General features: G+C 53.8%; 20 protein-coding genes. 3 read left to right on the top strand and 17 right to left on the bottom strand.

Annotated elements, in window-relative coordinates:
* Positions 1–5 precede the first annotated feature (5 nt).
* The 13 genes from RAE21_RS06065 to RAE21_RS06005 form a co-directional block, all read right to left on the bottom strand.
* Positions 6–530 carry a glycosyltransferase gene (locus RAE21_RS06065; RefSeq protein WP_313882665.1) on the bottom strand — a complete coding sequence of 175 codons (525 nt, stop codon included), beginning with the start codon at positions 528–530 and terminating at the stop codon, positions 6–8.
* Between the two features lie 19 nt (positions 531–549).
* Positions 550–1,695: a glycosyltransferase family 4 protein gene (locus RAE21_RS06060; protein ID WP_313880586.1), complete on the bottom strand. Its 1,146-nt coding sequence runs from the start codon at positions 1,693–1,695 to the stop codon at positions 550–552.
* A gap of 17 nt (positions 1,696–1,712) precedes the next feature.
* The gene (locus RAE21_RS06055; protein WP_313882664.1) at positions 1,713–2,612 is read right to left on the bottom strand and encodes a lysylphosphatidylglycerol synthase transmembrane domain-containing protein; all 900 of its coding nucleotides are present in this window, start codon (positions 2,610–2,612) and stop codon (positions 1,713–1,715) included.
* 77 nt (positions 2,613–2,689) lie between these two features.
* The gene (locus tag RAE21_RS06050) at positions 2,690–3,100 is read right to left on the bottom strand and encodes a divergent PAP2 family protein (protein ID WP_313880585.1); all 411 of its coding nucleotides are present in this window, start codon (positions 3,098–3,100) and stop codon (positions 2,690–2,692) included.
* A gap of 2 nt (positions 3,101–3,102) precedes the next feature.
* The gene (locus RAE21_RS06045; RefSeq protein ID WP_313880584.1) at positions 3,103–3,993 is read right to left on the bottom strand and encodes a decaprenyl-phosphate phosphoribosyltransferase; all 891 of its coding nucleotides are present in this window, start codon (positions 3,991–3,993) and stop codon (positions 3,103–3,105) included.
* Between the two features lie 13 nt (positions 3,994–4,006).
* Positions 4,007–4,759 (bottom strand): SDR family NAD(P)-dependent oxidoreductase, encoded by a 753-nt coding sequence (locus RAE21_RS06040; protein WP_313880583.1) that lies wholly within the window; start codon positions 4,757–4,759, stop codon positions 4,007–4,009.
* The gene (locus tag RAE21_RS06035) at positions 4,760–6,052 is read right to left on the bottom strand and encodes an FAD-binding oxidoreductase (protein ID WP_313880582.1); all 1,293 of its coding nucleotides are present in this window, start codon (positions 6,050–6,052) and stop codon (positions 4,760–4,762) included.
* 5 nt (positions 6,053–6,057) lie between these two features.
* Positions 6,058–6,465, bottom strand: coding sequence for a GtrA family protein (locus tag RAE21_RS06030; protein WP_313880581.1), 408 nt, complete (start codon positions 6,463–6,465; stop codon positions 6,058–6,060).
* Positions 6,466–6,501: 36 nt separating this feature from the next.
* Positions 6,502–8,538, bottom strand: coding sequence for a hypothetical protein (locus RAE21_RS06025; RefSeq protein WP_313880580.1), 2,037 nt, complete (start codon positions 8,536–8,538; stop codon positions 6,502–6,504).
* Positions 8,538–10,616, bottom strand: a complete 2,079-nt coding sequence (locus tag RAE21_RS06020) for an FkbM family methyltransferase (protein ID WP_313880579.1) — start codon at positions 10,614–10,616, stop codon at positions 8,538–8,540. Before RAE21_RS06020 ends, RAE21_RS06025 begins: the two co-directional genes overlap by 1 nt.
* A complete protein-coding gene (locus tag RAE21_RS06015) occupies positions 10,613–11,836 on the bottom strand; it encodes an ABC transporter ATP-binding protein (protein ID WP_313880578.1) in 1,224 nt (407 codons plus the stop codon). The genes RAE21_RS06020 and RAE21_RS06015 overlap by 4 nt, the downstream gene beginning before the upstream one ends.
* Positions 11,836–12,633 carry an ABC transporter permease gene (locus RAE21_RS06010; protein WP_313880577.1) on the bottom strand — a complete coding sequence of 266 codons (798 nt, stop codon included), beginning with the start codon at positions 12,631–12,633 and terminating at the stop codon, positions 11,836–11,838. The genes RAE21_RS06015 and RAE21_RS06010 overlap by 1 nt, the downstream gene beginning before the upstream one ends.
* The gene (locus tag RAE21_RS06005) at positions 12,630–14,096 is read right to left on the bottom strand and encodes a mannose-1-phosphate guanylyltransferase/mannose-6-phosphate isomerase (RefSeq protein WP_313880576.1); all 1,467 of its coding nucleotides are present in this window, start codon (positions 14,094–14,096) and stop codon (positions 12,630–12,632) included. Before RAE21_RS06005 ends, RAE21_RS06010 begins: the two co-directional genes overlap by 4 nt.
* A gap of 120 nt (positions 14,097–14,216) precedes the next feature.
* Here RAE21_RS06005 and map point away from each other — a divergent pair, with 120 nt between their 5' ends.
* The 3 genes from map to RAE21_RS05990 are packed head-to-tail and all read left to right on the top strand — an operon-like array spanning position 14,217 to position 17,885.
* Positions 14,217–15,026 (top strand): type I methionyl aminopeptidase, encoded by an 810-nt coding sequence (gene map, locus RAE21_RS06000; protein WP_313880575.1) that lies wholly within the window; start codon positions 14,217–14,219, stop codon positions 15,024–15,026.
* A 10-nt stretch (positions 15,027–15,036) separates the two neighbouring features.
* Positions 15,037–17,634 (top strand): [protein-PII] uridylyltransferase, encoded by a 2,598-nt coding sequence (locus RAE21_RS05995; protein ID WP_313880573.1) that lies wholly within the window; start codon positions 15,037–15,039, stop codon positions 17,632–17,634.
* Positions 17,635–17,639: 5 nt separating this feature from the next.
* Positions 17,640–17,885 carry a hypothetical protein gene (locus tag RAE21_RS05990; RefSeq protein WP_313880572.1) on the top strand — a complete coding sequence of 82 codons (246 nt, stop codon included), beginning with the start codon at positions 17,640–17,642 and terminating at the stop codon, positions 17,883–17,885.
* Positions 17,886–17,915: 30 nt separating this feature from the next.
* On the opposite strand, the gene def is transcribed toward RAE21_RS05990, so the two are convergent.
* The 4 genes from def to smc are packed head-to-tail and all read right to left on the bottom strand — an operon-like array spanning position 17,916 to position 25,127.
* Positions 17,916–18,455 (bottom strand): peptide deformylase, encoded by a 540-nt coding sequence (def, locus tag RAE21_RS05985; protein ID WP_313880571.1) that lies wholly within the window; start codon positions 18,453–18,455, stop codon positions 17,916–17,918.
* Complete coding sequence (gene ligA / locus RAE21_RS05980) at positions 18,452–20,542, bottom strand: NAD-dependent DNA ligase LigA (protein WP_313880570.1); 2,091 nt, start codon at positions 20,540–20,542, stop codon at positions 18,452–18,454. Before ligA ends, def begins: the two co-directional genes overlap by 4 nt.
* A gap of 14 nt (positions 20,543–20,556) precedes the next feature.
* Complete coding sequence (locus RAE21_RS05975) at positions 20,557–21,594, bottom strand: cell division protein ZipA C-terminal FtsZ-binding domain-containing protein (protein ID WP_313880569.1); 1,038 nt, start codon at positions 21,592–21,594, stop codon at positions 20,557–20,559.
* 17 nt (positions 21,595–21,611) lie between these two features.
* Positions 21,612–25,127: a chromosome segregation protein SMC gene (gene smc / locus RAE21_RS05970; protein WP_313880568.1), complete on the bottom strand. Its 3,516-nt coding sequence runs from the start codon at positions 25,125–25,127 to the stop codon at positions 21,612–21,614.
* Positions 25,128–25,161: the final 34 nt, after the last annotated feature.

The raw sequence follows: 25,161 nt of genomic DNA, 5'->3' as shown, positions 1-25,161 counted from the left end.
GCCTGTCAGCGCCAGTACTGCAGCCGCCCTGCATCCGGAGAGGGGTAGCTTGCCCTGTCCAGCCCGATCGGGATGACTTCAACCCGGCCTTGGTGCTTAGCCAAGACCTCACTGGTGGCGAGGTAGTTGGGCGACGTCGCGATAATCCGGTCCGTGCTGCCCAGGAAGCGGTTTTTCAGAGGGCGGTAAAGTTTCAGCAGGTTTTGCTGTCGAACAATGTCAGAGTGATAAGTCACCACTGAGGGCTTGCGGATACGCGTTGCAAAGTGCACCAAGTCCATGAATGGCCACGGGAAGTGGTAGTGCACCACGTCAGCGTCACGCGCTAATGCGGCGAAGCGTTTAAAGGCAGAAAGTGAGAAACCGGTCGATGCCAAGTGCATATCCAACCTGGCCCGGTGCAAGTGGTACCCGAATACCTCTTGCTGGCGCGGCATATTCTTGGCAGTCAACGAGAGAACATGCATGTCCAAGCCCCTAGCTATCCCCCCACAAGCGAGCTGGTGAATCACCTGCTCCACCCCCCCCATGGAATCCGGGTAGGCCGTTTTAAAAAATTGCAGAACGCGCATTGCGCAATTTACCTTTTCGTTCTTCTATTGCCTCTGCAAAAACTTGCATTGTTTGATCTGCAGCCCTGTCCCACGTGAACTTTGATGCCTGATGCTTTGCTATTTCAGCCCAAGAGGTCTTATCAAATTTTGGATCCAACACCTGGCAAATGCCGGTGCGAATCGAATCAACGTCATTGGGGTCTACAAGAAAGCCAGCGGGTCCCACGACTTCTGGCATGGAGGAGGTTGTGGATGCAATAACAGGCGTGCCGCAAGACATCGCCTCCACGAGGGGTAAGCCAAAGCCCTCGTACAACGACGGCATGGCCAAGCATAATGCATGTGTATATAGGGTGGTCAATTCTTCGTCGGAAACATATCCGCAAATAACAACGTGCTGGCTCAGCCCCAGCTCTTCCACAACGTCGGGCAAACTAACGCCTCCCCAGCCTTTACCCCCTACCAGGACCAGTTGGTGGGTGATACGCAGTGCCTCGGGAATTGCTGCGAAGGCATGGAGTAAACGTACCAGATTTTTACGTGGCTCAAGGGTTCCCACAGCCAAAAGGTAGGGAAGCTTTATAGACCATTTTGCCAACGACTCCCATGCCTGTGATCGTGCCAATTTCTTGGCACCTAACAGCACCACTCGTACTTTTCCACGAGCAAATGGAAACTCCGCCTCGATGTCATTCGCAGTGCTTTGCGATACAGCTACAACCACATCTGCCATTTGAATCGCTTGAGGCATTAAGCGGGCATCCATAATGCGACTGATAAAACGCATGGTTTGAGGCGCGTGCCGCCACACTAAGTCGTGGATGGTTACCACTCTCGCAACATGTTTTGGCAATGCAAAAGGTAAGCGGTGTGTGGCGCCCCAGAAAACATCAAGTTCATCATCGGACGCCCACTTAGGGAGGCTGGTTTGAGACCAGATCATGCGTGCAATCCGAGAATCTGCAACGCCATACCGCAGACAGGTTTTTTCATTCCATGTGTTAATGCACAGCGGTGGCATAGGGGAATAGAGACGCCACTCGGCATCTTTTAATTGCAGTGCATGCAACATTTCTACCGTATATCTCCCGATGCCAGTCAACGGCAACGACAAAAGCCGTGCATCAACACCAATGCGCATTATTTTTCCCTCAACACTCAATTTCGCTCACTGGCCCGAAGGCTCTTCGTGATGTTTGCGCCGATACCGATTGCAATCGCAAGCCACAGCGTAATCCCTCGACCGATTACCGCCGCCGTGATCGCAACGGTATCCTCCACACCTGAAGCAATTAGAAGGAGAACGATTGCCCCCTCCGTCACGCCGATGCCACCCGGAATGAAAGAAAACGCACCGGCGAGAATACTCAAACAATATATTGCAACAGCACTGCCAAGCGGTATATCAAATCCAAGCGCACGGACTACCACGTAGAGAGATACGCCCTGAATCAACCAAGCCATAACGCTCAACAGCGCCGCAATCGTGAGTCCTTTGCCCGCTAGCAGAAATTTAATCGTTGCGATAAGACTTGCCGGGTGGTCAATGAGGGATATTTTCGTGAAACGGATAGCAAGTACATGCAGTAGTCGAGTGCGCATGCAAAAAAATAGAGCAAATACAAGGGATGCCGCGACAAGCACATACGACCGCTGCTCCGGAAACACCAATATTACTAGTGTGGCGAACATACTTACCGCCATTAAGTCCAAAAGTCTCTCCGACACGAATGCCCCGAGACTATGGGTATAACTTACGCCATAGGGACGGAGATACACCGACCGGATGACCTCCCCCACTTTTCCTGGCGTAAGCGTTAACGCAAACGCCGTTAGATAAATTTCGAGATTAACAAATATTGGAACCGTGTAACTTAATGCAGAAATGAAATAGTGCCAACGCAAAAATCGGAGTAGGTAAGAAGTTAAAGACAGAGCAGTGAGTTGCAGCCACAGCTGGCCAGTAAGACCAGTCACCACAGTCATTATTCTTTCCCAATTTGCTAGTCCTATTATTACCGCGTATGCAGCCACTGCGGCAGCGACACATATGGCCATTAAACGTGCTGATATGAGGGATCCTTTGGCCGGGCTTATGGCATGAGCGTCTGCCGCCTTTAACTCGTACATCAGGCTCACATCGTACTCATTAAAGTAGCAACCAAAATGCCCACGACAATACCAGCAGCAATTTCCAATCGCGTATGCCCCATACGCTCACGAAGGGTTTGGTGATTCGCTTCTGCGTGTGCTATTTTGTTGATGGCCTCAGCGTGCTTGCCCACCTGTCTCCGCAGACTGCTCGCGTCAAGCATAACGATAAAGGCCAAAGTAATGGCAACGCCAAAGGCGGGGTGCCCAATACCTTCCTTGAGGGCAATCAGCGCGGCCATACTGCTGACAATTGCGCTATGGTTGCTGGGAAGCCCCCCGTAACCGACGAGGCCGAACGCCAGCTGCTTTGCCTTGATGCTGTTAATAATGAACTTTGAGACTCCAGCGACAAGCCAGGCCAAAAAGGGAGTTAAAGCGTAGGAAAAGTCCATACTCACCCCTGCACTGGCCACAAAGCCCAACCGCAGGCAGCTACCCACAGTACAACGGTAAGCAACAGTTGCCAGTCAGCTAACAACGCATCAGTGGGTGACTCGCCACCATCGAGGGCTTCCACCACGAACCAATATCGAAATAAGCCGAACAACACCAACGGAACCGTGATGACCAATTCTAGCTTGGCGGACATAACGAACATACTGTAGAAAAGCAGCGCCCCAGTTGCCGACATTTCGGCATAGCGGTCCACCAACGAAACAGAGTACCTCTCCAGAACCTTGCGGCCTTCGGTACCGCTTTGGCTGAGTTCCTGACGACGTTTGACAGCTGCCAAATAGAGCGCGAGGCAAAGAGTCGTGATGAACATCCATGAAGACACCGGCACGTCGAGGGCCATGGCGCCTGCATACACCCGTAAAACAAAACCAATAGCGATAGTAAAGATGTCGACCACCGGCTGGTGCTTTAGCACAAAGGTATAGGCCAAGTTCAGCACTAGATAGGCTCCGATCACCCCCAATACCTTCGGGGCGACGAACCAGCCCCATAACAGCACTCCGTAGAGGACTACGAGCAAGCTCAGGGCAGCAGGCACCGAGACAATGCCGGATGCCAAAGGGCGGGTTTTTGACTTCTTAGGGTGACGACGATCACGCTCGATGTCGTACATGTCATTGATGATATAGGTCGCCGAAGAGGCAACACAAAAGAACAAAGCAGCCATAACAGCATGCCTGATGGCACTGACATCCAGAAAAGCAGCAGAAAATACCAATGGCGCAAGCACAAAGCCGTTCTTCACCCACTGCTTTGGGCGCATTAATTTCAAAAGTGCAAGAAACCTCCCATGTGGACTAATAGCACTTCGAGTTTTAAATTGATTCATAAATATGCTCACATTAGATATTAATCTTATTAAATATGAATGTGGGTAAATGCCTGATAATCATCATGATGGTCCACCACTTCCTCGGAGCATAAATCACCGGTTTAGCTGAATCGATACCGTCTACAATCTGACGAGCAACAGTTTCAACTGGAGCAAGTTTTGCGCCAGTTGATTTTAAGTGGGCGGTCATGGGAGTATCGGTAGGTCCTGGCTTAATGAAAACTACCTTAACATTAGTACCAGAAAAACGATGGTTTAAGCCTTGGGCATATCGGTTGACAAGACCTTTTGCCGCCCCGTAAACATAATTAGACCTACGCCCCCTGTCACCAGCAACTGACCCGATTATCGCGATGGTGCCGTGATTAACTTTTTCCATCTCCTTGGCAAAAGCCTCGGCATATAGTGCCGGTGACACACCATTGATACAAAGTGCATCTTGGCAAAGGTGCAGGTTTGCTTGACACTCGACCTGATCAGGAAGCGACCCATGCGCGATCAAGGCTATATCAACAACGCCAGACTTGAATAGGCTGTTAACTGTGGTGTCTATCGCTTCTGAACTAAGGAATTCAGTTTCAATAACCTGTATGTCTGATCTCGGACTACGCACTTTCAGGTCCGCCGCTACCCGATTTACGCGCGCTGCATCTCGGCCAATTAGAATCAAATGTGATGGGTGCGGCGAGATCCATAGTCGTGCGCAATGTTCGGCGATAGCCGAGGTTGCGCCTACGATAACAATTTTTTTCTTGATATCCATTTAACTCCCCATTAAGCGACGTGAAAGACCGGAACTGATGCCAGGGTCTCGAAACTTCATAAATTCATTCAGGCGTGGAAAGCCAGCCTCAAAGACATCGCGCGGCATCCTCGCATCCTTCGCAGGGTAGATGCGGCCACTAGCTTCACACACAATAGCATCAAGCCGCTCAAACAACTTGTGCGTCCGATTCCCATGATTGGGAAAGTCTAGTGCCAAAGTCGCACCCGACATGGGAAAGCTCATCATCCCCAGAGACTGGCGATTACCAAAAGTTTTCAATACAGCAAGGAACGAACCATCTCCTGACCTAGCAATTTCTTTCAACATTTCTTCAATTGCGTCATAGGCAAATCGACGCGGGATTACACTTTGGTATTGATAAAAGCCCTTTGGACCATACATCCGGTTCCACTCGAGAAGGTTATCTAATGGGCAAAAAAAAGATTCATAATATGCTGAGCCTTTACCTGCCTTCCATTTGTTAAGATGAAAATATGCCATATTAAAAGGACGAAGCGACAGTTTATTAACGAGAGAAACAGGAGGGACGAAAGGTATCGTTAATTTTGAGCTCTTTGGCACTTTCCTGCCGCCGCCATCAGCATGATTGCCCCGCATAAATAAACCTCGGCCTCCTACTCCGGAAATACAATCAATCCAAGAAACTGTATATTCACAATGAGTCTCTGAATCATCCGCAAGTTGAAAAAACTCAGACAGGTTGGCAAAAGCAATGGTCTCAGTATCTAGCCACGGGCTAGCAACTCGCCGCAATTGGATTTCTGCCTGTGTAATTACTCCGGTGAGTCCCATCCCACCCACAGTGGCCGCAAACCAATCGGGCTCATTCTCAGGTCCACATGAAATAACTTCTCCATCAGTACGCACGAGACAGATTTTCTTAACATGATTTCCGAAAGAACCATGTACATGGTGGTTTTTGCCATGAACATCATTAGCAATCGCCCCTCCAACTGAAACCACTTGAGTTCCCGGCGTCACTGGTAACGCCCAGCCATATGGTATGACCATTCGCTGAATATCTCTTAAGAGTACGCCGGCTTCACACCGCAGTCTACCGTTGTTTGTATTAAAAGATATGAATTTATTGAGTTTCTCCGTGGTCCATAAGGTTCCACCCGGATTTAGACAAACATCGCCATAACTTCGCCCCATTCCTCGCGCAACTCCCCGGTGATTCTGGTGGCTGATTGCAAAACGCGTGTCAACCGGATCTCGCAACGGGACCACATTGTGCGGGGTTGCTCCCAACCGGCCCCAAGATGTCATTGGTATCAAACAACCTCCCCGGAAAAGACATATCGCTTATCCAAATGATATTTAACAAGATATCCAACACCAAGCCCAATCACGCCTCCAACATAACGCATCTCCTTGGTGTCAAACATGAGATAAAAACCCATCTCAATACTCCAAAAAACCAAAGTAGTGAATATCCCCATGGTTGTATATAAAACAAAAACTTTAGAGTCGTGAACTTTATTCACTGGCATAAAACCAAAAATAAAATGTTTATCTAAAAAGTATTTTAATAGAAGCCCAACTATAGTTCCCGCCAAAATCGATAAAAAAACAAAATCACCCAAAACAGGCAAGCCCAAAAAGGCTTCCTGTGTTAGCAAATTAACTACAGTTGCAAAACCAGAGAATAGTATATATTTAATAACTAAAATTTTGTTCATAATCAAACAATCTCAACTCCCTTTAGTGCTGGCGCTTTAATCATCTTCTCTTTTGAATTCAATGCCCTTAAGCAAAAACTGGCCGTTAAAGTTCTCCGCGTAAACTTTAAATTCTTTTGGGTAATAAGGGGTTTCATTATTAAAACATAAGACCGGATTAAATTCTTGAGAATCAAGTGGGCGCGTAATTTCATCCATTATGTACAGCTTGCCTGTTATTCCATCTGCAACATACCATTTGAGCTTCGTGTAGCTGCCACGGATGGATGATTGAACTTTAGCGCAAAACCTTCCAGACGAAATGTAAACGTAGGGTCCAAACAGAATATCAGTTGATCTAGAGACGTCTGTAGAAAAAACTCTGAGTTCGTGGTTTCCTGACCAAGCCAAGTTGCTTTGCATGCGCATTGGATCAATCTTTAGATCATGATTGTGTTCTGCGATTCTTGTACTGACCAGCAATGATAGAAAACCAACTGCCAAAACAGAACCCAGAGCACCAATATTATTTTTAACGTTTAAATAATGGAAAAATGAAAGAACAAAAATCCAAACAAACGTCAATAGTAAATTTTCAAGAACGTAATTAAATGAAAGCAAATTTGGTATGAAATGCACCAATGGCTCAGAAATAAATGTGTAATGCGGCGCAAAACCCTCGAAATTTGCATTTGGTCGGAACAAAGTGTGGGGTAAGCTAAAAAGCTGTACAAAACTAATCGCCAATGTGGTCAGAAATAAGCCGCCAATAATAAGTCTTGAGGCTGTTCCTTTATTAATTTCCTTTGACAAAACACCACTCAAAAGAAGAGCAAAAATAGAAATAATGGGGAAAATAAATCTTGATATTGGCGTTTGAAACCACATTGGTACAGTGCTTGCCTCGGTAAATAGCGAGTTAATAAAGTCAAACTTCCCTGCCATAAATAAATTACTTTGCTTAAGCACGTGCAAACTTGCAAGTACAATAGTTGGAACACCAACTATAAAGAAAAAATTAACATACCGCTTCGTCAATGCACTGGCTCGCCACGATAGTCCGTAAACAATCAACAAAGAAAATATGGGTGCAGAGAAGAATAGGCCAGTATGTCCATCCAAAAACTGCCCAAGGATGCCTTGAAAAAGATACTTGCCGGATAGTGCACCCTCAGAATATTGGGCATTGAGTGCGTAAGAGTTATACATCTGCTTATTTGCAATACACAAATACGCTACACAACTTACAAAAACCAAAAAGCCAACAGTGAGTTTCTTGAGGCCTATTTCTTTTCTATAAACCAAGAGGATAGATAAAAGCGCAGATGCAGTGATAACCAAAAATTTGATATGGACAAATAACAATAAGCCGCTCCATACGGGTGCTAGAAGCCAATGCACCCAGTCGAATGAGCGACGAGAAATAGTCCATGCAATGAAGGATATGTAAAGAAACGCAAGGAGTTCAACTGAAATAAACTTGGTGTAGATGAGGATTGGATTAACGCAAAAAAGCCCGAGCAATATTGGCCACGACGGGCATGATGATTTTTTCCAGACCTCTTCCGAGCTTTCTATTTCGAGAAGAGTTAACACCAAGAAAATAAAAGATAAAACCATGAACGTTGACAGCGTGACGCTCACAGAAATTTTCAGCAGATAATCGGCGCTCGCGTCGCTTTGGAGTAACAAGTCTCTTTTAGAGGTCATGCATACTGAAAAATCTTTTTTTGCTAGTACCAGAAGCTTATCTGTTATCCAAAAAGATGGCACCAGTATATATGACAAGCCATATCCATGAATGGAAAACCAACCATCTTTTGAGTTCGGTGAAACATGTGGATCGAGTTGACCCGCATAGTAAAAAGTGTAAGTCTTGTCGCTATAGTTATTTTCTAAATCTAGATCTCTGTCACAGTAGATTGACTGCGCGCCCAAAAGATAGTGAGGTTCATCGTAGGAAAAGTTACTTTTATCAAAATAGAAAACAGAAGTTAGCTGATAAAAAATAAAAAGAATAACGGAAACCGGTATAAGCCATTTTTTTACGGAGTGCTTTCCTGTGGGCACCTGATGTTCTTTATGTTTCGACATTATGGACCTGCAAAAACCTGCAAGAGCTTAGCCACAGTTCGATCCCAAGTGTAGTTCTTTTCAATGAACACGCTTAATTCCGTAACGTCAGCCTTACCTGCTGTTGCTTTAGCCGTTTTAACCATGGCCCGAGCCCAATCACCGGGGTTATCAGGAGCGCAAAATACATTACCAGTGGGTATCAATTCTGTCATCGCGGGCCGGCTGCTGCAAATACTCGGCACACCGATAAGCGCCGCCTCAAGCGGTGGAAGCCCAAAACCTTCGTACAGACTTGGGAATACCAAGCCTGCTGAACGCGTCAACACGTAGCCAACTTCCGCGTCAGAGAGAGCGCCAAGGAAATGCACTCGTTTCTGTAAGCCTAATTGAGTAACTCTTGCCAAGCACTGGTGGTTCTTTCCAATCATAACCAGATGCAAATCAGCAGCCTCGTCATGCAAAAGCGCTTGGAAAACAACTTCTAAATTTTTGTGCCAGTCATTGGCACCTAAAAATACGAAAAATTTCGCAACAGGCAACGGCAAATCAAGATTATCCGCTACCGGTAATTTACTAACGCCATTGTGTACAACAGATACGTTTTCTGGCGGTACATTGAGTAACTTAACAATGGACTCAGCGCTTGCCTGACTGATCGTCACAATCTTGCTGGCAGATTGCGCAATTGATTTAAATCTACCTCGCCATTCCTTAACTATCCCCTCAGGAAATTCTTCCGGAAAAAGCAGGGGTATTACATCATGTATAAGTACAACAGAGTTTGAAGGCAAAACGTCCGGGCACCAATGTATTGACGTAAAAAAATGAATCTCCTTTTTTTCCGCGTCTGCTTCCTTGGGGCTAGCCGATGCAGTAAGGTGTTTTAGAAGTTCTCGCGATACGCGCCCAATGCCACGTGAATCACTTAACGGCCCTTTAGCAAAGTTAAGGCTAAAGTCATCGAAACTAAGGGTAATGTAGTCCGTCGAGGGGGAGTGACTCTCTAGAGCTATGGCTTCAAGGCGACGCCAAAAATTTGGCGCAACGCTATCAAGCCAAGACAGTTTTTTGACCAACTTCTTGTTTTTTCTTAAAAGCGAGATTAATTTATACTTTGGATTCAAGTCTCTCAGTGGTTTCGTAATTCGCCAGGACAGAGAATTGAGCACTTTTTGAATTTCTCTTTGATAATTTGCGCTCAGTTCCACGGCCAGTTGAGCCTTTTCTTCTGCCTGTTGTGCTCTTACCCGGGCTTGTTGGGCTTCCTCTTCGGCCTGTTGTGCTCTTACCCGGGCTTGTTGGGCTTCCTCTTCGGCCTGTTGTGCTCTTACCCGGGCTTGTTGGGCTTCCTCTTCGGCCTGTTGTGCTCTTACCCGGGCTTGTTGGGCTTCCTCTTCAGCAATCACCGCGGTGCACAAGGAAAATTCATCAAATACATTCGGTGGATATTTAAATGCGGATGCCAACTCCAAATGCTCTTCTGAAACATAAAATCTGTTCAACCCGTCTGCGTACACAAAAGTGTATTTGGCAGCAAACAGAATTGATTCCCAAGATGCAAATGACTCGACCTGTGACATAGGGAGCGTCGCCTCCACCACTACTATCCAAGGCCTGTACTGACTCCAATCATTGCCACGAATGACGCTTTCTTCAAAGCCTTCGACATCGATTTTTAGGAAGTTGATTTCCTGCTTCTTTGGTAAGTGGTCTTTGCATATCTCCGCTAGTGTCTTGAGCTCAACCAGTTGAGGACTCACCTGCCAACCTGCCGCAACATGCATTGCAGCGATTTCACTGGACGCAGTAGAAAGACCGGTATCTTTAATGAAGTTCATTGATACCTGACCCGCTTTGTCACTTACTGCAACAGGCAAATTTATATCTTTGGTTCGGACTGAATTTAATTTAACGTGAAACTGCGGATTCGGCTCTACATTTATGCCGGTCCATCCTGCTAAATAAAAAAGCTTTGTTACCGAATGTTCATCCGGCCAAGCTGCGCCAACATCGATATAAAAACCATTTTCGATATGCTTAAGCGCACGCCAGAGCATCACGTCTTCAAAGTTTTGTGCGTATGAAATAAGTTTCATAGTGCTGATATATGTATAGTTGGATCCATCCAAGCACATCCAGAAAAGTGAGTCTTGTTAATATTGATCACATTGAAAACTAGCGCCAAGTCGCGCCATTCGTAGTTGTTAGAAACGTGAGTATCGTCGCTTACTAAAGCGGTCTGCACTGAATAAGTACCAACTCCAAGATTGGCTCCGAATGCAATATCAAATTGGAACTGATCACCCGCTGCAGAATTCAACAAGGGCAGTTCTTTCAGGTGTGTATTGGTTCCGTACATTACTTGGCCTAAGCGATCCTTAATCCCGTAACCTAAAACAAGCTTATCGATTGATGCATGTACTTTTACATTTATCCGTAAGCACACGGCCTGTCCAACTTCCACCACCTCTACCGGCCGATCTTGAGCATCGAGCAAGGTAATGGAGGTAACGGTAGCCTCACCCGTACCTGAGATTGTCTGAACCTTGCCATCCTCACGCAGTACTTGTTTTACTTCTTGGTTCTGGTGGTCAGCCAGCATAGCGTTGTAGTAGTCCATGACAGCCTCCGGCTCGCCCTCCATAGCCAAACGTCCCGCGTTGAGCAAAATGGCGCGATCGCAGATGCTCTGTATAGCGCCTTTGTCGTGGCTCACGATCAGCAGCGTAGTACCCAGCTTTCTGAACGCGCGGATGCGGTCAAAGCTTTTGTGCTGGAAATATGCGTCACCTACTGACAATGCCTCGTCCACAATCAAGATATCTGGGCGGACAGCGGTAGCTACGCTGAAAGCCAACCGCATTTGCATACCGCTGCTGTAAACGCGGACCGGCTGGTCGATGTAGCTGCCAATATCCGCAAAAGCCTCTATCTCCGGCATGAGCCTGGCGATGTCATTCCCGGACATACCGAGTAACTGGCCGGCCATGAATGCATTTTGCCGACCAGTAAAGTCGGGGTGGAAGCCCATGCCCAACTCAAGCATGGCAGCCACGCGGCCCTGCATATGGACACTCCCCGTGGTGGGCTGGGTAGTCCCGGTAATGAGTTTCAGCAGTGTACTTTTACCTGCACCATTAATGCCAATGATGCCTACGGCCTCGCCAGGGTTAACGGTAAAATTGATATCTTGCAGTACCCACTTCGTGTGATGGTACTGCCGATTTCCGGGGGTTAGCCATTCTCGCAACCGCGCACTGCGACTAGGGTATTGCTTATAAGCTTTCCCCAAATTACTAACTATTATTGAGCCCATCAAAGTTCATCCACCATTTCGCCCGCGTGCTTGCGGAATAGGCGCAGGCCAAGCCCGCATAGGAGCAGGGCAAGAACCGCTGGATATGCCAAATTCTCCCAATGCGGCCATTCAGATCGCACTAACACACCCTGTAAGGCACCCAATATGGGGGCCATAGGATTCCAATCCATTGCATCCTTTATGCGGTTCGGGAGAATGTTGGCAGGGTACACAATGGGCGTAAACCAAAACCAAAATGTGATAAAAATCCCGAAAAATTGCCCCACATCCCTAAAGAATACGTTTAGAACACCCAGTACCATACCCAAACCAACAGCAAACAACACTAAAAGTCCAATCAACGGGATTGTGGCAATAAACGGCAAGCCTGGGAAATTATTCGTTAGCAATAGAAACGCCACAAACAACCCGAACACCAAGCCAAAATTGACAAGCGCGTTAGCTACCACTGCAACGGGAAGACAAAGTCGTGGAAAGCTAATCTTTTTGAGTAAATTTGCGTTGTCCAAAAACATGGTTTGCCCGCGATTTACTATCTCGGTAAACAAACCCCAGGCCAATGTTCCCGCACACAAATAAATGCTGTAAGCAAAAGTGCCGTCAACACCCGGGAGCTTTGCGCGCATTAACTCAGCGAAGATGACTGTATAAACCACAATCATCGCCAGCGGATTAATTACGTTCCACGCCGCACCTAAAATGGAGTTCCGGTATTTGATTTGGAATTCGCGCTTGACGTTTCCCAAAACAAATCCGCGATAAGCCCAAACCGGGCTGAGAAGACTCAGAATCATGCGCGTCCGTAGTTGTCTTGCAGCCTGACGATATCGTCTTCACCCAAATAGTCACCGACCTGGACTTCAATCAAAACGAGCTCTTCTTCCCCGGTGTTGGACAAGCGATGCGTCTCCTTGAGGGGGATGTACCGGTATTCGCCAGGCCCTGTAGGGTATTTTTCATCCCCGATTTGGACTAAGCCGTGGCCGCGCACCACTGTCCAATGCTCCGCGCGGTGGTGGTGATACTGCAGGCTCAGTCTTTGGCCTGGTTTCACTGTGATACGTTTGACTTTGTAGCCGCCCTCTTCTTTAAGCGTCGTGTAGGTCCCCCAGGGCCGATTCACCGAAGAAGGCAAGATGGTGCTTTGGTACTGGGCACTGTCGATGTGTCGCTGCTTGAGCGCTTCAACCACCTTCTTGACGTCCTGCGCTTGTGCTTTGTCCGCGACCAGCAATGCATCTGGGGTATGAACAATCACGGCATTGTGAATGCCAATGGTTGCAACCACTTGTTTGTGCCCTTGTGTGTCAATATGCACGTGGGTGTTGGAGGTGTTTACGTCCACCCAATCGATATGGCTATCGCACGCCATGGTGTTGCCATTGCCATTGGCAGTATGCGCATCCGCCACAGCAGGCCAAGCACCCACATCGCTCCAGCCAAACTTTGCAGGAACAAGCGAGACATTTCTGGCCCGCTCCATGATGGCGTAATCGATGCTGATATCGGGTTGCAGACCGAATGCGTGGGGATCAAAGCGAGTGACCTTTTCGGTGGCGCCTTGCCCGGACTCAACGCTGCTGGTAGCAGCTGCTGCCTGTGCTGCCGCAAACACTTGCGGCGCATGCGCGGCCAGCGCATCCAACATCGCCCCAGCGGTGAAGCAGAACATTCCACTGTTCCAAAAAAATCTGCCGGTTGCCAAATATCCTTGCGCAGTTTCAAGATTTGGCTTTTCAACAAACTTGATCACGGCTTGGGCTTGATCACCAACTTCGGCGACTTCGACATAACCGAATCCAGTTTCAGGGCCTGAGGGGCGGATGCCAAAAACCACGAGTTGCCCTTGAAGTGCAAGACGCGCAGCCTCCAGCGAGTTAGCAACAAACGCAGCAGTATCGGGAATCAAATGGTCTGCCGCCAATACGAGCATTACAGCGTCGCGGCCATGTTGCTCGGCAACTGCGAGTGCAGCCAAAGCAATTGCCGGCGCTGTGTTGCGGCCTTTGGGCTCCAGCAGGTAACTCACCTTGGGTGGCTGGGCCATTTCGGCAATCAAGCCTTGGGTGAGGAAAAGGTGATCTTGGTTGGTAACAATGAAAAGGTCTTCTGTACCACATGACTGGCCTCGGGAAATTGCCTGTTCAAGCAGCGCCTTTCCGCCCAGCTTCATAAATGGCTTTGGGAACGCCTGGCGTGAGGCTGGCCACAGGCGGGTTCCGGCCCCTCCTGATAAAACGACCGAAACAAGCTTCATTTTTTTGTTGCCCTGAAGATAAACCAGCAAGTTTAACAGGAGCAATTTGAGTCCAGAGTCCAGAGTGCAGATAACTCGAAGCTACAGCCCGCCCGGCGTTTGCACGGATAATCTCTGCCCATGACTATCACTTACAAAGACGCCCAAGGCATTGCCGGCATGCGCATCGCGGGCAGACTTGCCTCTGAAGTTCTGGATTACCTCACGCCCTTCGTGCAGCCCGGCGTGACGACCAACGAGCTCGACAAGCTGGCCCACGACTACATCACCCAAGTGCAAGGCGCCATTCCTGCGCCCTTGAACTACACCGGTGGCGGCAACACGCCCTACCCCAAGTCCATCTGCACCTCGGTCAACCAGCAGGTGTGCCACGGCATCCCCAATGACAAGCAATTGAAAAAAGGCGACATCGTCAACATCGACGTCACCGTCATCAAAGACGGCTGGCACGGCGACACCAGCCGCATGTTCCCGGTGGGCAACTGCTCGATCGCGGCCAAGCGCCTGTGCTCTGTCACCTATGAAGCCATGTGGGTCGGCATCCAGATGGTCAAGCCCGGCATCCATCTCGGTGATATCGGTCACGCGATCCAGCGTTTTGCCGAGGGCAAGGGCTTCAGCGTGGTGCGCGAGTTTTGCGGCCACGGCATCGGCCAAGTGTTCCATGAAGAGCCCCAAGTGTTGCACTACGGCAAGCCCGGCACCCTTGAAAAACTCAAGGAAGGCATGACCTTCACCATCGAGCCCATGATCAACGCCGGCGGCAAAGACATCAAAGACGGCCCCGAGAAAGACGGCTGGAGCATCGTGACCAAAGACCGCTCCTTGTCCGCGCAATGGGAGCACACCGTGCTCGTGACCTCCACCGGCTATGAAGTGTTGACCTTGTCCGCCGGCAGCCCCGCCACCCCTGACTTTGTGACCGCCTGACCGCCCCACGATGACCGAGCTGCAAGCACTGCGCACTGATTACCGGGCCCGCAAGGGCCAGTTGCTGGATCAAGTGGCCTCGCCTCAGGCGACCGGCCGCCAAGTGCGCAGGGTGTTGCAGCACATGGCCGACCTGACCGACGAGGTGCTGCGCAAACTGTGGCTGGCCGCGGGTCTGGGCGAACCGTTTGCCTTGCTGGCCGTGGGCGGCTACGGCCGTGCAGAGCTGTTTCCGCACTCTGATGTAGATGTGCTGGTGCTATTGCCCGATGGCCAGTCGGCAGACACCGACAGCGAACTCAAAAAGCGCATAGAAGCCTTCATCGGCACCTGCTGGGATGTGGGTCTGGAAATCGGATCCAGCGTGCGCACGCTTTCCGACTGTTTATCGGAGGCTGAAAAAGACGTCACCGTGCAAACCGCTCTGCTGGAGTGCCGCCTGATCACCGGCAGCGCAGAACTGGTGGCGACCTTCCAAGAGGCCTACCGGCAGGCCATGGACCCCAAGGCGTTCTTTGTGGCCAAGACCCTGGAGCTGCGCCAACGCCACACCAAATTTGAAGACACGCCCTACTCGCTCGAGCCCAATTGCAAAGAGTCCCCTGGCGGTCTGCGTGACCTGCAGGTGATTTTGTGGGTGGCCAAGGCCGCCGGTTATGGCGAGCACTGGAGCGATCTGGCCCTGGGCGGCCTGGCCACCGCGTTTGAGGTCAAGCAGATTGAACGCAACGAAACCTTGCTGCTGCTGATTCGCGCCAAGCTGCATTTCATCGCCAAACGCCGCGAAGACCGCTTGATTTTTGACCTGCAAAACGCAGTTGCCGAGTCGTTTGGGTTTGTGCCGGTGCAAGCCGACAAAGACCGCAAGCAAATGGTGCGCGCCAGCGAAGCGCTGATGAAGCGCTACTACTGGGCCGCCAAGGCGGTGACCCAGCTGAACCAGATTTTGTTGATGAATATCGAAGAGCGGCTCAACCCCTCCACCCATGCGCCACGCCGCATCAACGAGCACTTCAATGACAAGGCGGGCATGATCGATGTGGCCTGCGACGACCTGTACCGCAACAACCCGCATGCGATTCTGGAGACCTTTCTCGTCTACCAGACCACGGTCGGGGTGAAGGGCTTGTCTGCCCGGACCTTGCGCGCGCTTTACAACGCCCGCGACCTGATGGACGCCCGGTTCCGCAAAGACCCGGTCAACCGCGCGACCTTCCTGAAGATCATGCAAGCGCCTGAAGGCATTACCCACGCCATGCGCCTGATGAACCAGACCTCGGTGCTGGGACGCTACCTGTGGGTGTTTCGCAAAATCGTGGGCCAGATGCAGCACGACCTGTTCCATGTGTACACCGTGGATCAGCACATCCTGATGGTGCTGCGCAATGCGCGCCGCTTCTTCATGGTGGAACACGCGCACGAGTACCCGTTTTGCTCCCAACTGGCCTCCGGCTGGGACAAGCCGTGGATTTTGTACATCGCATCGCTCTTCCATGACATTGCCAAGGGCCGGGGTGGCGACCATTCGGAACTGGGCATCGTCGAGGCGCGCCGCTTCTGCAAAGACCACGGAGTCCCGGCTGAAGATGCCAAGCTGATCGAGTTTCTGGTCGGCGAACACCTGACCATGAGTCGCATCGCCCAAAAGTCGGACCTCTCGGACCCTGATGTGATCCAGGCATTTGCGCAACGCGTGGGCAACGAGCGCTACCTGACGGCGCTGTATCTCCTCACCGTGGCCGATATCCGCGGCACCAGCCCTAAGGTCTGGAATGCCTGGAAGGGCAAGCTCCTCGAAGACCTGTACCGCTACACGGCGCGCGCTTTGGGGGGCCGCGCCCCCGATGCAGATGCCGAGGTGGAGCAGCGCAAACGCGAGGCGCTGGTCATTGTGGCCCTCTACGCCCTGCCCTTTGAGGCGCACAAGCCGCTGTGGGACACGCTGGATGTGGGCTATTTCATGCGCCACGACGCCACCGACATTGCCTGGCACACCAAGCAGTTGTCACGCCTGGTGGGGACCGAGCAGCCGATTGTCCGGGTGCGCCGTTCGCCTGTGGGCGAAGGCCTGCAGGTCTTGGTCTACACCCAGGACCAGCCGGACTTGTTTGCCCGCATTTGCGGCTATTTCGACCAGGGCGGTTTCAGCATTCTGGATGCCCGCATCCACACCACCAAAAAGGGCTACGCGCTGGACACTTTCCAGGTGGTGACCTCGGCCGATATGGACGAGCATTACCGCGAGATGACCAGCTTGCTGGAAAACGGGCTGGCCCACGCGATTGCCCAAGCGGGCCCCTTGCCGGCGCCTAGCCGTGGCCGGGTGTCACGCCGGGTTAAAAGCTTTCCGATTGCGCCCCGCGTGTCCCTCAAACCCGATGAGAAAGCCCAGCGCTGGCTACTCAATATTTCTGCCAGCGACCGCTTGGGCCTGCTCTACTGCATCGCTCGGGTGTTGGCCAAGCACCAGATCGTGGTGCAACTGGCCAAGGTCGCGACGCTGGGCGAGCGGGTTGAAGACACCTTTTTGATCCATGGCTCGCAGCTTCAGCACAACCGGGCCCAGATCGATATTGAGACCGAAATACTGGACGCCCTCGCGTCCTGACACCTATGCCCGCTACCGAAATTACCGTCACCGCAGCTGGCTCCGTGGCCGGAAAAGAACTGCTGATCCCCACCGGCCAACAGGCCGAAACCCTGCCCCACATCCAGGACTGGGTCACGGCCCAGTTGAGCGCAAAAAAGCCGGTCAAAGACGTGAGCAACCAGGTCTTGGTGAAAGGCATCAAGCAGTGGGCCGCTTACGAGCGCAAGGTGAGCGGCAAGCGGCAACTCACCGTTTTCAAAATCACCTGAGCCGCTCAAGGGTCGGGGCGCCCGCTTTGATCAGTCGTCTTCGGCAGCAGCAATGCCCGGGAACAACACCTCGGTAAAGCCGAATTGGCTGAAGTCGCGCATGCGCATCGGGTACAGCTTGCCCCATAAATGGTCGCACTCGTGCTGCACCACACGCGCGTGGAAACCCTCTACCGTGCGGTCGATGGCGTCGCCGTATTGGTCAAATCCGGTGTAGCGGATATGGGTCCAACGCGGCACTTGGCCCCGCAGGCCGGGTACCGACAGACAGCCCTCCCAGTCGCTCTCTTCGGCCTCGCCCATCGGGGTGATGACCGGATTGCACAGCACCGTGGGTGGCACCACCGGGCGGTCCGGGTAGCGCGGGTTGCGGTCGTTGCTGCCAAAAATCACCACCTGCAGGTCGACCCCGATTTGCGGGGCTGCCAAACCGGCGCCATTCGCAGCCCGCATCGTGTCCAGCAGGTCGGTGATCAAGAGGTGAAGCGCATCGCTGTCAAAGGCGGTGACGGGTTGCGCGGTGCGCAGTAAGCGGGCATCGCCCATTTTGAGAATATCGTGGACCGTCATTTCAACAACTCCAATAAACCGGCTTCATCCAGCACCGCCAGGCCCAGCTCGCGGGCTTTGTCCAGCTTGCTTCCGGCCTCGGTGCCAGCCACCACATAACTTGTCTTTTTACTCACGGAGCCGCTGACTTTGCCGCCTGCGGCCTCGATCAGGTCTTTGGCGGCATCCCGCCCCAAAGTTGGCAAGGTGCCGGTGAGCACCAGTGTCATGCCGGCCAAGGGCTTGGGGCCGGCGTCAGCAGGTGCGCCCTCAGGCCAAGTCACGCCGCAGGCGCGTAGTTGCTCGACCACCGCACGATTGTGGGGCTGCTCAAAGAAGGTGCGAATACTTTTGGCCACGATAGGCCCGACATCGGACACACAGAGCAGAGTTTCTTCAGTGGCGCTCATCACGGCATCCAAGGTGCCAAAGTGCCGGGCCAGCTCTTTGGCAGTGGCTTCGCCCACATGGCGAATGCCCAGCCCGAACAAAAAGCGAGGCAAGGTGGTGCGCTTGGATTTCTCCAGCGCTTCGAGGATGTTGAGGGCGGACCGGTCGGCCATGCGGTCCAGGCTCGCCAGCGCGTTCAGGCCGAGCCGGTACAGGTCGGGCAGATTGCGGATGACGTTGGCGTCCACCAGCTGCTCGACCAGCTTGTCGCCCAAGCCTTCGACTTCTACTGCGCGACGCTGGGCGAAATGCAGGATGGCCTGCTTGCGCTGGGCGCTGCAAAACAGGCCACCGGTACAGCGATAGTCCGCTTCGCCCTCTTCCCGCACGGCCGCCGATTGGCACACCGGGCAGATATGCGGCATGGTGAACTGCGGGGCATCGGCCACCCGCTTTTCGGCCACCACCGAGACCACTTCAGGAATGACATCGCCGGCACGGCGAACAATCACGGTGTCGCCCACCCGCACGTCTTTGCGGCGGGCCTCGTCCTCGTTGTGCAGGGTGGCATTGGTGACAGTGACCCCGCCCACAAACACCGGGGCCAACTTGGCAACTGGTGTGAGCTTGCCGGTGCGGCCGACCTGCACATCGATCGCCAGCACGGTAGTGAGCTGTTCTTGGGCCGGATATTTGTGCGCGACCGCCCAGCGCGGCTCCCGGGTCACAAAACCCAGGCGTTGCTGGAGGGCGAGGCTGTTGACCTTGTAGACCACGCCGTCAATGTCAAACGGCAAGGTATCGCGCCGTGCACCGATGTGCTGGTGATACGCTATCAATTCAGTAGCGCCTTGCGCAATATCCACCTCGGCTGCGACCGGAAAACCCCATGATTTGAGGGTTTGGAGCATGGCGAAATGGGTGCCGAACTGCGGGCCGCCTGCGGTAGCGGGTGTGACTTCACCAAGCCCGTAGGCGAAAAAGCTCAAGGGGCGTTGCGCTGCAATGCCCGGATCGAGCTGCCGTACGGCGCCAGCAGCGGCGTTGCGCGGGTTCACAAAGGTCTTTTCCCCTTTTTCGCCGGCCGCAATCCGGTTGCGCTGGCGCTCATTCAGCGCTTCAAAGTCATCACGACGCATGTACACCTCGCCACGCACTTCCAGCACTGGCGGCACACCCTCGGGCAAGCGCAAGGGGATCTGGCCGATGGTGCGGATATTTTGGGTTACGTCTTCGCCGTATTCGCCATCGCCACGAGTGGTTGCTTGAACTAATACACCCTGCTGGTAACGCAGGTTCATGGCCAGCCCGTCGAACTTGAGCTCTGCCACATACTCCACCGCGGCATCCGAATCGCTGAGCTCCAGCTCCTTGCGTACCCGGGCATCAAAGGCCTGGGCACCGGTCGATTCGGTGTCAGTTTCGGTCCGGATGCTCAGCATAGGCACCGCGTGTCGCACGCTGGTGAAGGCATCGAGAGGTTTGCCGCCTACCCGTTGCGTCGGGGAGTCCGCGCTCGCCCATTCCGGGTGAGCTGCTTCCAGGGACTGGAGCTCCCGGAACAGCCGGTCGTATTCCGCATCCGGCACCGTGGGGGCGTCGAGGACGTAATACGCGTGGCCATGGGCGTGCAGTTGCTCGCGCAGGGCCAGGAGGCGTTGGTGGGCAGCGGTATCCGGCTGTGCCGGCTCTAGTGAAAACAAGTCCAGCGTAGCCATAAAGAAGAAAAAACTTAGCTGAAGAGGCGGCGCGCAATCGGCGAGCCGGCGGCTATATCGCGCTGCTCCAGCGTGTCATAGAGCACCTGCAGGTCGGCAGCGATCATGTCCATGGTTTGGGGCGCCAACGGTTGACCGTGGTCGTCGGTGACCACGCCTTCCATGGCCTGTGCCAGAGCATTGGCGGTTTCCCGCATCCGGACAAACGGCTGCTCGCCGCGGTCCACCTGCGCTACATCAAGGTGCAGGGAGAGCTCGCGGATCGCGCTTTGGGCCGGGTCGTCTGCGAGCGCGGCTTGGGAATCAAAACCCAGCACCAACACCGGTGGCAAGCCCTCGGCCGCTGCCGGCAGCACCATGCGGCCGGGTATTGCACCGGCCACAAAACCAAGGCGTGCAGCATTTTGATGAATGTAGCCGGGGCTCCAGGACGCATTGCGGGCGCGGATGGTGAAGCCGAGCTGCGCATCGTGCGCGCTGGCAAAGTGGTCGAGCTCGCGGGCGCGGGCCACTTCGTCGATCATTTCAGGGAACTCAGGCGTGGCGTTGATGGCGTCCGCAAAGGCCTGGGTTTTGACCACATATTCGGAATACTCGATGTCGTTGAGCGCGCCGGAGCGGTTTGCCAGCTGAACACCTGCTTGAAAGCCCCCGTAGCGCTGCCCCGCAGCGGGCACTTCCCAGACCTGGGTGTTCAGGTTGAAGCCTTCCACCGAGAAAGGCTTGGTGCCCGCACGCCGGGTGGCAGGCATGGCGGCCAAAGCGGCGTCGCCAGAGACTGCCGGTGTTGCCGGGTCCAGGGCGATGGTGGCAATCACATCGATCAGGGAGTCCATGGCGGGCCGCGCCGGTGGCCGGGGCAAGTTGAAGGCGGGGGTATCTGCGTCCACCTCAGTCAGGCCCGGCTCTATGGCCGAGGTGTCGTCAGTAGGCTCCTGGGGTGGCTGGGCCTGGCGGGGCGCACTGCGGCGCGAGGACCAGGCACCGTGGGCCACGACTCCGGCCAACACGATGCCGCCCGCGATGGCCAAACCGATTTGTAAGTTGCTCATAGTGATGTGGTTACCGTTCAGGCGAGCTCAGCAAGGTGTACTGCAGACTCCATGTCCACCGCGACGATGCGCGAGACGCCTTGCTCCTGCATCGTGACGCCGATGAGTTGCTCTGCCATTTCCATGGCGATTTTGTTGTGACTGATAAACAGGAATTGGGTTCCCTTGCTCATGGCGGACACCAGCTTGGCGTAACGCTCGGTGTTGGCGTCATCCAGCGGCGCATCCACCTCGTCGAGCAAACAAAAGGGTGCGGGGTTAAGTTGGAAGATCGCAAACACCAGCGCAATCGCAGTGAGTGCTTTTTCACCGCCCGACAGTAAGTGAATGGTCTGGTTCTTCTTGCCCGGCGGCTGTGCGATCACCTGCACACCGGAGTCCAGAATTTCGTCACCCGTGATGACGAGGCGCGCATTACCACCACCGAAAAGCTCGGGGAACATCCGGCGGAAATGGGCGTTCACCTGGTCAAAGGTGCCTGACAAGAGTTCGCGGGTTTCGGCGTCGATTTTGCGGATCGCGTCTTCCAGGGTGTTCATGGCCTGGGTCAAATCGACGTTTTGCATATCGAGGAACTGCTTGCGCTCGCGGGCGGCAGCCAGTTCTTCCAGCGCTGCCAGGTTCACGGCACCCAAGGCTGTGATTTCGCGGTTCAAGCGGTCGATGTCGCCTTGCATGCCAAACAGCCGCACATTGCCATCTTTGATGCTCTGCTCGATCGCAACGAGGTCGGCTTGCGCGTCGGTAAGTTGGTTCTCGTATTGCTCAAAGCCCAAGCGCGCTGCTTGCTCCTTGAGCTGGAATTCGGTGATGCGCTGGCGCAAGGGGTCGAGTTCACGCTCGAGTTGCAAGCGGCGCTCGTCGCTGGCGCGCAGCTTGGCGGTCAGGTCGTCGTATTCGCTGCGCTTGGCGCCAAGGGCCTGTTCCCGTTCGAGCTTCAAGGCCAAGGCGTTTTGCAGCCCGGCTTGCGCAGCGGCGTCGGTCAGGCGATTCAGCTCATCTTGCGCCCGCTGCTCTTCGGCCTGGATACTCTGGTTTTGCTGGATGGCAGTTTCAATGGCGCGCGAGAGTTCGGCATTGCGGGCTTGCAAACTGCGTTGGGCAAACACTGCTTCTTGCGCCTGCCGCTCCAGGCTGCGCTGTTGTTCGCGGCACTGGTTTAACTTACCTTGTAGCTCAATGACCCGCTCGTCCAGTTGGGCGTGGCGCTCCTGGCTATCGGCCAGCTGCATGTCCAGGGACTCGAAGCGGGCCTCTGCCTCGACCCGGCGCTCCTGCAAATCGTCGAGCTGGGCTTCCACCTCGGCCATGTCGGCCGCGATTTGCGCACTGCGGGCACGGGTTTGCTCCAACATCTGCGACAAGCGCAGCGTCTCCACCTGCAGCTCGTGCGCGCGACTCTGGGTTTCCGCGGCTTCGCGGCGGGCACTCACCAGGCGCTGGGCGCTCTCGGCATAGGCGCTCTCGGCGCGGCTCAGCGCGACCCGCGATTCATCGGCGATCAGGACCTGGGCGCGGACTTGCTTTTCGAGGTTTTCAATCTCTTGCGCGCGCGCCAACAAGCCTGCCTGCTCCGAGTCTTGGGCGTAAAAACTCACGCTGTGGGCGGTGACCACATGACCTGATTTGACGAAGATGCTTTCGCCGGCCGTCAATTGGTCACGCTGGCCCAGCGCTTCTTCAAAGCTGCTGGCGGTGTAACAGCCGTGCAGCCAGTCGGTGAGCACCGCTTTTTGGCCCGCGTCGTGGACGCGCAGCAAGTCTGACAAGCGCGGCAAGCGGCCTGAGGGCTCGGAAACCTGCGCCGAAGGCGGGCTGTAAAACGCGAGTTTTGCGGGGGGACCTTCGTGGGCAAAGGCTTTGAGCATGTCGAGGCGGGACACTTCCAGTCCGCCCAGTCGCTCGCGCAGAGCGGCCTCGAGCGCGTTTTCCCAGCCTTGTTCGATATGGATGCGGCTCCACAGTCCCTGTAAATGGTCCAGACCGTGTTTGGCCAGCCAGGGCTGCAACTTGCCGTCCGTCTTGACTTTTTCTTGCAGGGCTTTGAGGGCCTCGAGCCGGGCGGAAAGGTCTGATTGGCGCGAAGACTCGGCGTTGACTCGGCTTTGCTGCTCTTTGCGGGCTTCGTCCAACTGGGGCACGGCTTCTTGCAACTCTTGCAGGCGGGCATCCGCAATCTGATGGCTTTCCTGTGCCACTTCCAACTGCTCTTGAAGCCCCTGCAAGCGAGACTCGTCCGGAGCAGACAGGGCATTGCGGTCGGTTGAAAGCCGGTCACGGCGACTACCCAGCTGGCGGCTTTGCTCTTCAATGCCGCGCTGCTCGGCAGCCAGCACCTGGATCTGCTGTTGCACCTGAGTGACCGCGCCGCGCTGATCATTGGCGGCACCCTGGGCTTTGGCCAGTGCCTCTTCCACGTCCGGTAGCTGCTGCGCCTGCTCTTCGACCTGGGCGGCCAACAACTCGGTTTGCTCTTCACCCATGGCAGCCAGCTCGGCAAGCCGCTCCATTTCGTTATGGGCATCGTCCTTGCGGGTGGCCCACTGGGCGATTTGCTCTTTCAAAGTGATCAGGCGCTGCTCGACCCGCTGACGCCCTTCCACCACAAAACGGATTTCGGCCTCCAGGCGGCCGACATCGGTGCTGGCCTCGTACAGCAAGCCTTGGGCTTGGTTCACCTGATCGCCCGCTGCGTAATGCGCTTGGCGCACGGTTTCCAGATCGGCTTCAATATGGCGCAGATCGGCCATGCGCGCTTCGAGCGCATTGACTGCGGCAAGCCCTTCGGTTTGCACTTTGGCTTTGTCGGCCAAGGCCTCAGCCCGCTTCAAAAACCACTGCTGATGTTGCTTCAGCGTGACTTCGGACTGCAAGGCGTTGTATTTTTGCGCGACTTCGGCCTGCTTTTCGAGACGGTCGAGGTTGCTCCCCAACTCGCGCAAGATATCTTCCACCCGGGTCAGGTTTTCGCGGGTATCGGACAGGCGATTTTCGGTTTCGCGACGGCGCTCTTTGTATTTGGAGACCCCGGCCGCCTCTTCCAGGAAAAGGCGCAGCTCTTCGGGCTTGGATTCAATGATCCGGCTGATCGTGCCCTGGCCGATGATGGCGTAGGCGCGCGGCCCCAAGCCTGTGCCAAGGAACACGTCTTGCACATCGCGGCGGCGCACCGGCTGGTTATTAATGAAATAGCTGCTGGTCCCGTCCCGGGTCAACACCCGTTTGACCGCAATTTCACCGAACTGGCCCCACTGGCCGCCGGCGCGGTGGTCGGCATTGTCAAACACCAACTCCACACTGGATCGGCTGGCAGGTTTGCGGGTCGTGGTGCCGTTGAAGATCACGTCCTGCATCGACTCGCCGCGCAATTCGCTGGCTTTGCTTTCACCGAGCACCCACCGCACCGCATCCATGATGTTGGATTTGCCGCAGCCATTCGGCCCCACCACCCCTACCAGTTGCCCGGGGAGCAGGAAGTTCGTGGGTTCAGCAAATGACTTGAAGCCCGAGAGCTTGATGGAATTGAGTCGCACGGTGGAGCTTGATTGACGCTAAGTATTTGATTTT

Source organism: Rhodoferax potami (assembly GCF_032193765.1).
In the GTDB taxonomy this organism is placed as follows: domain Bacteria; phylum Pseudomonadota; class Gammaproteobacteria; order Burkholderiales; family Burkholderiaceae_C; genus Allorhodoferax; species Allorhodoferax potami.
Note: the sequence above shows the minus strand (reverse complement) of the source record. Positions and strands in the feature narration are given on the sequence as shown.

Coding starts and splice junctions, on each gene's coding strand:
- RAE21_RS06065 (WP_313882665.1), bottom strand. CDS start 530: ATGGGGGGGGTGGAGCAGGTGATTCACCAGCTCGCTTGTGGGGGGATA.
- RAE21_RS06060 (WP_313880586.1), bottom strand. CDS start 1,695: ATGCGCATTGGTGTTGATGCACGGCTTTTGTCGTTGCCGTTGACTGGC.
- RAE21_RS06055 (WP_313882664.1), bottom strand. CDS start 2,612: ATGGCCATATGTGTCGCTGCCGCAGTGGCTGCATACGCGGTAATAATA.
- RAE21_RS06050 (WP_313880585.1), bottom strand. CDS start 3,100: ATGGACTTTTCCTACGCTTTAACTCCCTTTTTGGCCTGGCTTGTCGCT.
- RAE21_RS06045 (WP_313880584.1), bottom strand. CDS start 3,993: ATGAATCAATTTAAAACTCGAAGTGCTATTAGTCCACATGGGAGGTTT.
- RAE21_RS06040 (WP_313880583.1), bottom strand. CDS start 4,759: ATGGATATCAAGAAAAAAATTGTTATCGTAGGCGCAACCTCGGCTATC.
- RAE21_RS06035 (WP_313880582.1), bottom strand. CDS start 6,052: ATGACATCTTGGGGCCGGTTGGGAGCAACCCCGCACAATGTGGTCCCG.
- RAE21_RS06030 (WP_313880581.1), bottom strand. CDS start 6,465: ATGAACAAAATTTTAGTTATTAAATATATACTATTCTCTGGTTTTGCA.
- RAE21_RS06025 (WP_313880580.1), bottom strand. CDS start 8,538: ATGTCGAAACATAAAGAACATCAGGTGCCCACAGGAAAGCACTCCGTA.
- RAE21_RS06020 (WP_313880579.1), bottom strand. CDS start 10,616: ATGAAACTTATTTCATACGCACAAAACTTTGAAGACGTGATGCTCTGG.
- RAE21_RS06015 (WP_313880578.1), bottom strand. CDS start 11,836: ATGGGCTCAATAATAGTTAGTAATTTGGGGAAAGCTTATAAGCAATAC.
- RAE21_RS06010 (WP_313880577.1), bottom strand. CDS start 12,633: ATGATTCTGAGTCTTCTCAGCCCGGTTTGGGCTTATCGCGGATTTGTT.
- RAE21_RS06005 (WP_313880576.1), bottom strand. CDS start 14,096: ATGAAGCTTGTTTCGGTCGTTTTATCAGGAGGGGCCGGAACCCGCCTG.
- map (WP_313880575.1), top strand. CDS start 14,217: ATGACTATCACTTACAAAGACGCCCAAGGCATTGCCGGCATGCGCATC.
- RAE21_RS05995 (WP_313880573.1), top strand. CDS start 15,037: ATGACCGAGCTGCAAGCACTGCGCACTGATTACCGGGCCCGCAAGGGC.
- RAE21_RS05990 (WP_313880572.1), top strand. CDS start 17,640: ATGCCCGCTACCGAAATTACCGTCACCGCAGCTGGCTCCGTGGCCGGA.
- def (WP_313880571.1), bottom strand. CDS start 18,455: ATGACGGTCCACGATATTCTCAAAATGGGCGATGCCCGCTTACTGCGC.
- ligA (WP_313880570.1), bottom strand. CDS start 20,542: ATGGCTACGCTGGACTTGTTTTCACTAGAGCCGGCACAGCCGGATACC.
- RAE21_RS05975 (WP_313880569.1), bottom strand. CDS start 21,594: ATGAGCAACTTACAAATCGGTTTGGCCATCGCGGGCGGCATCGTGTTG.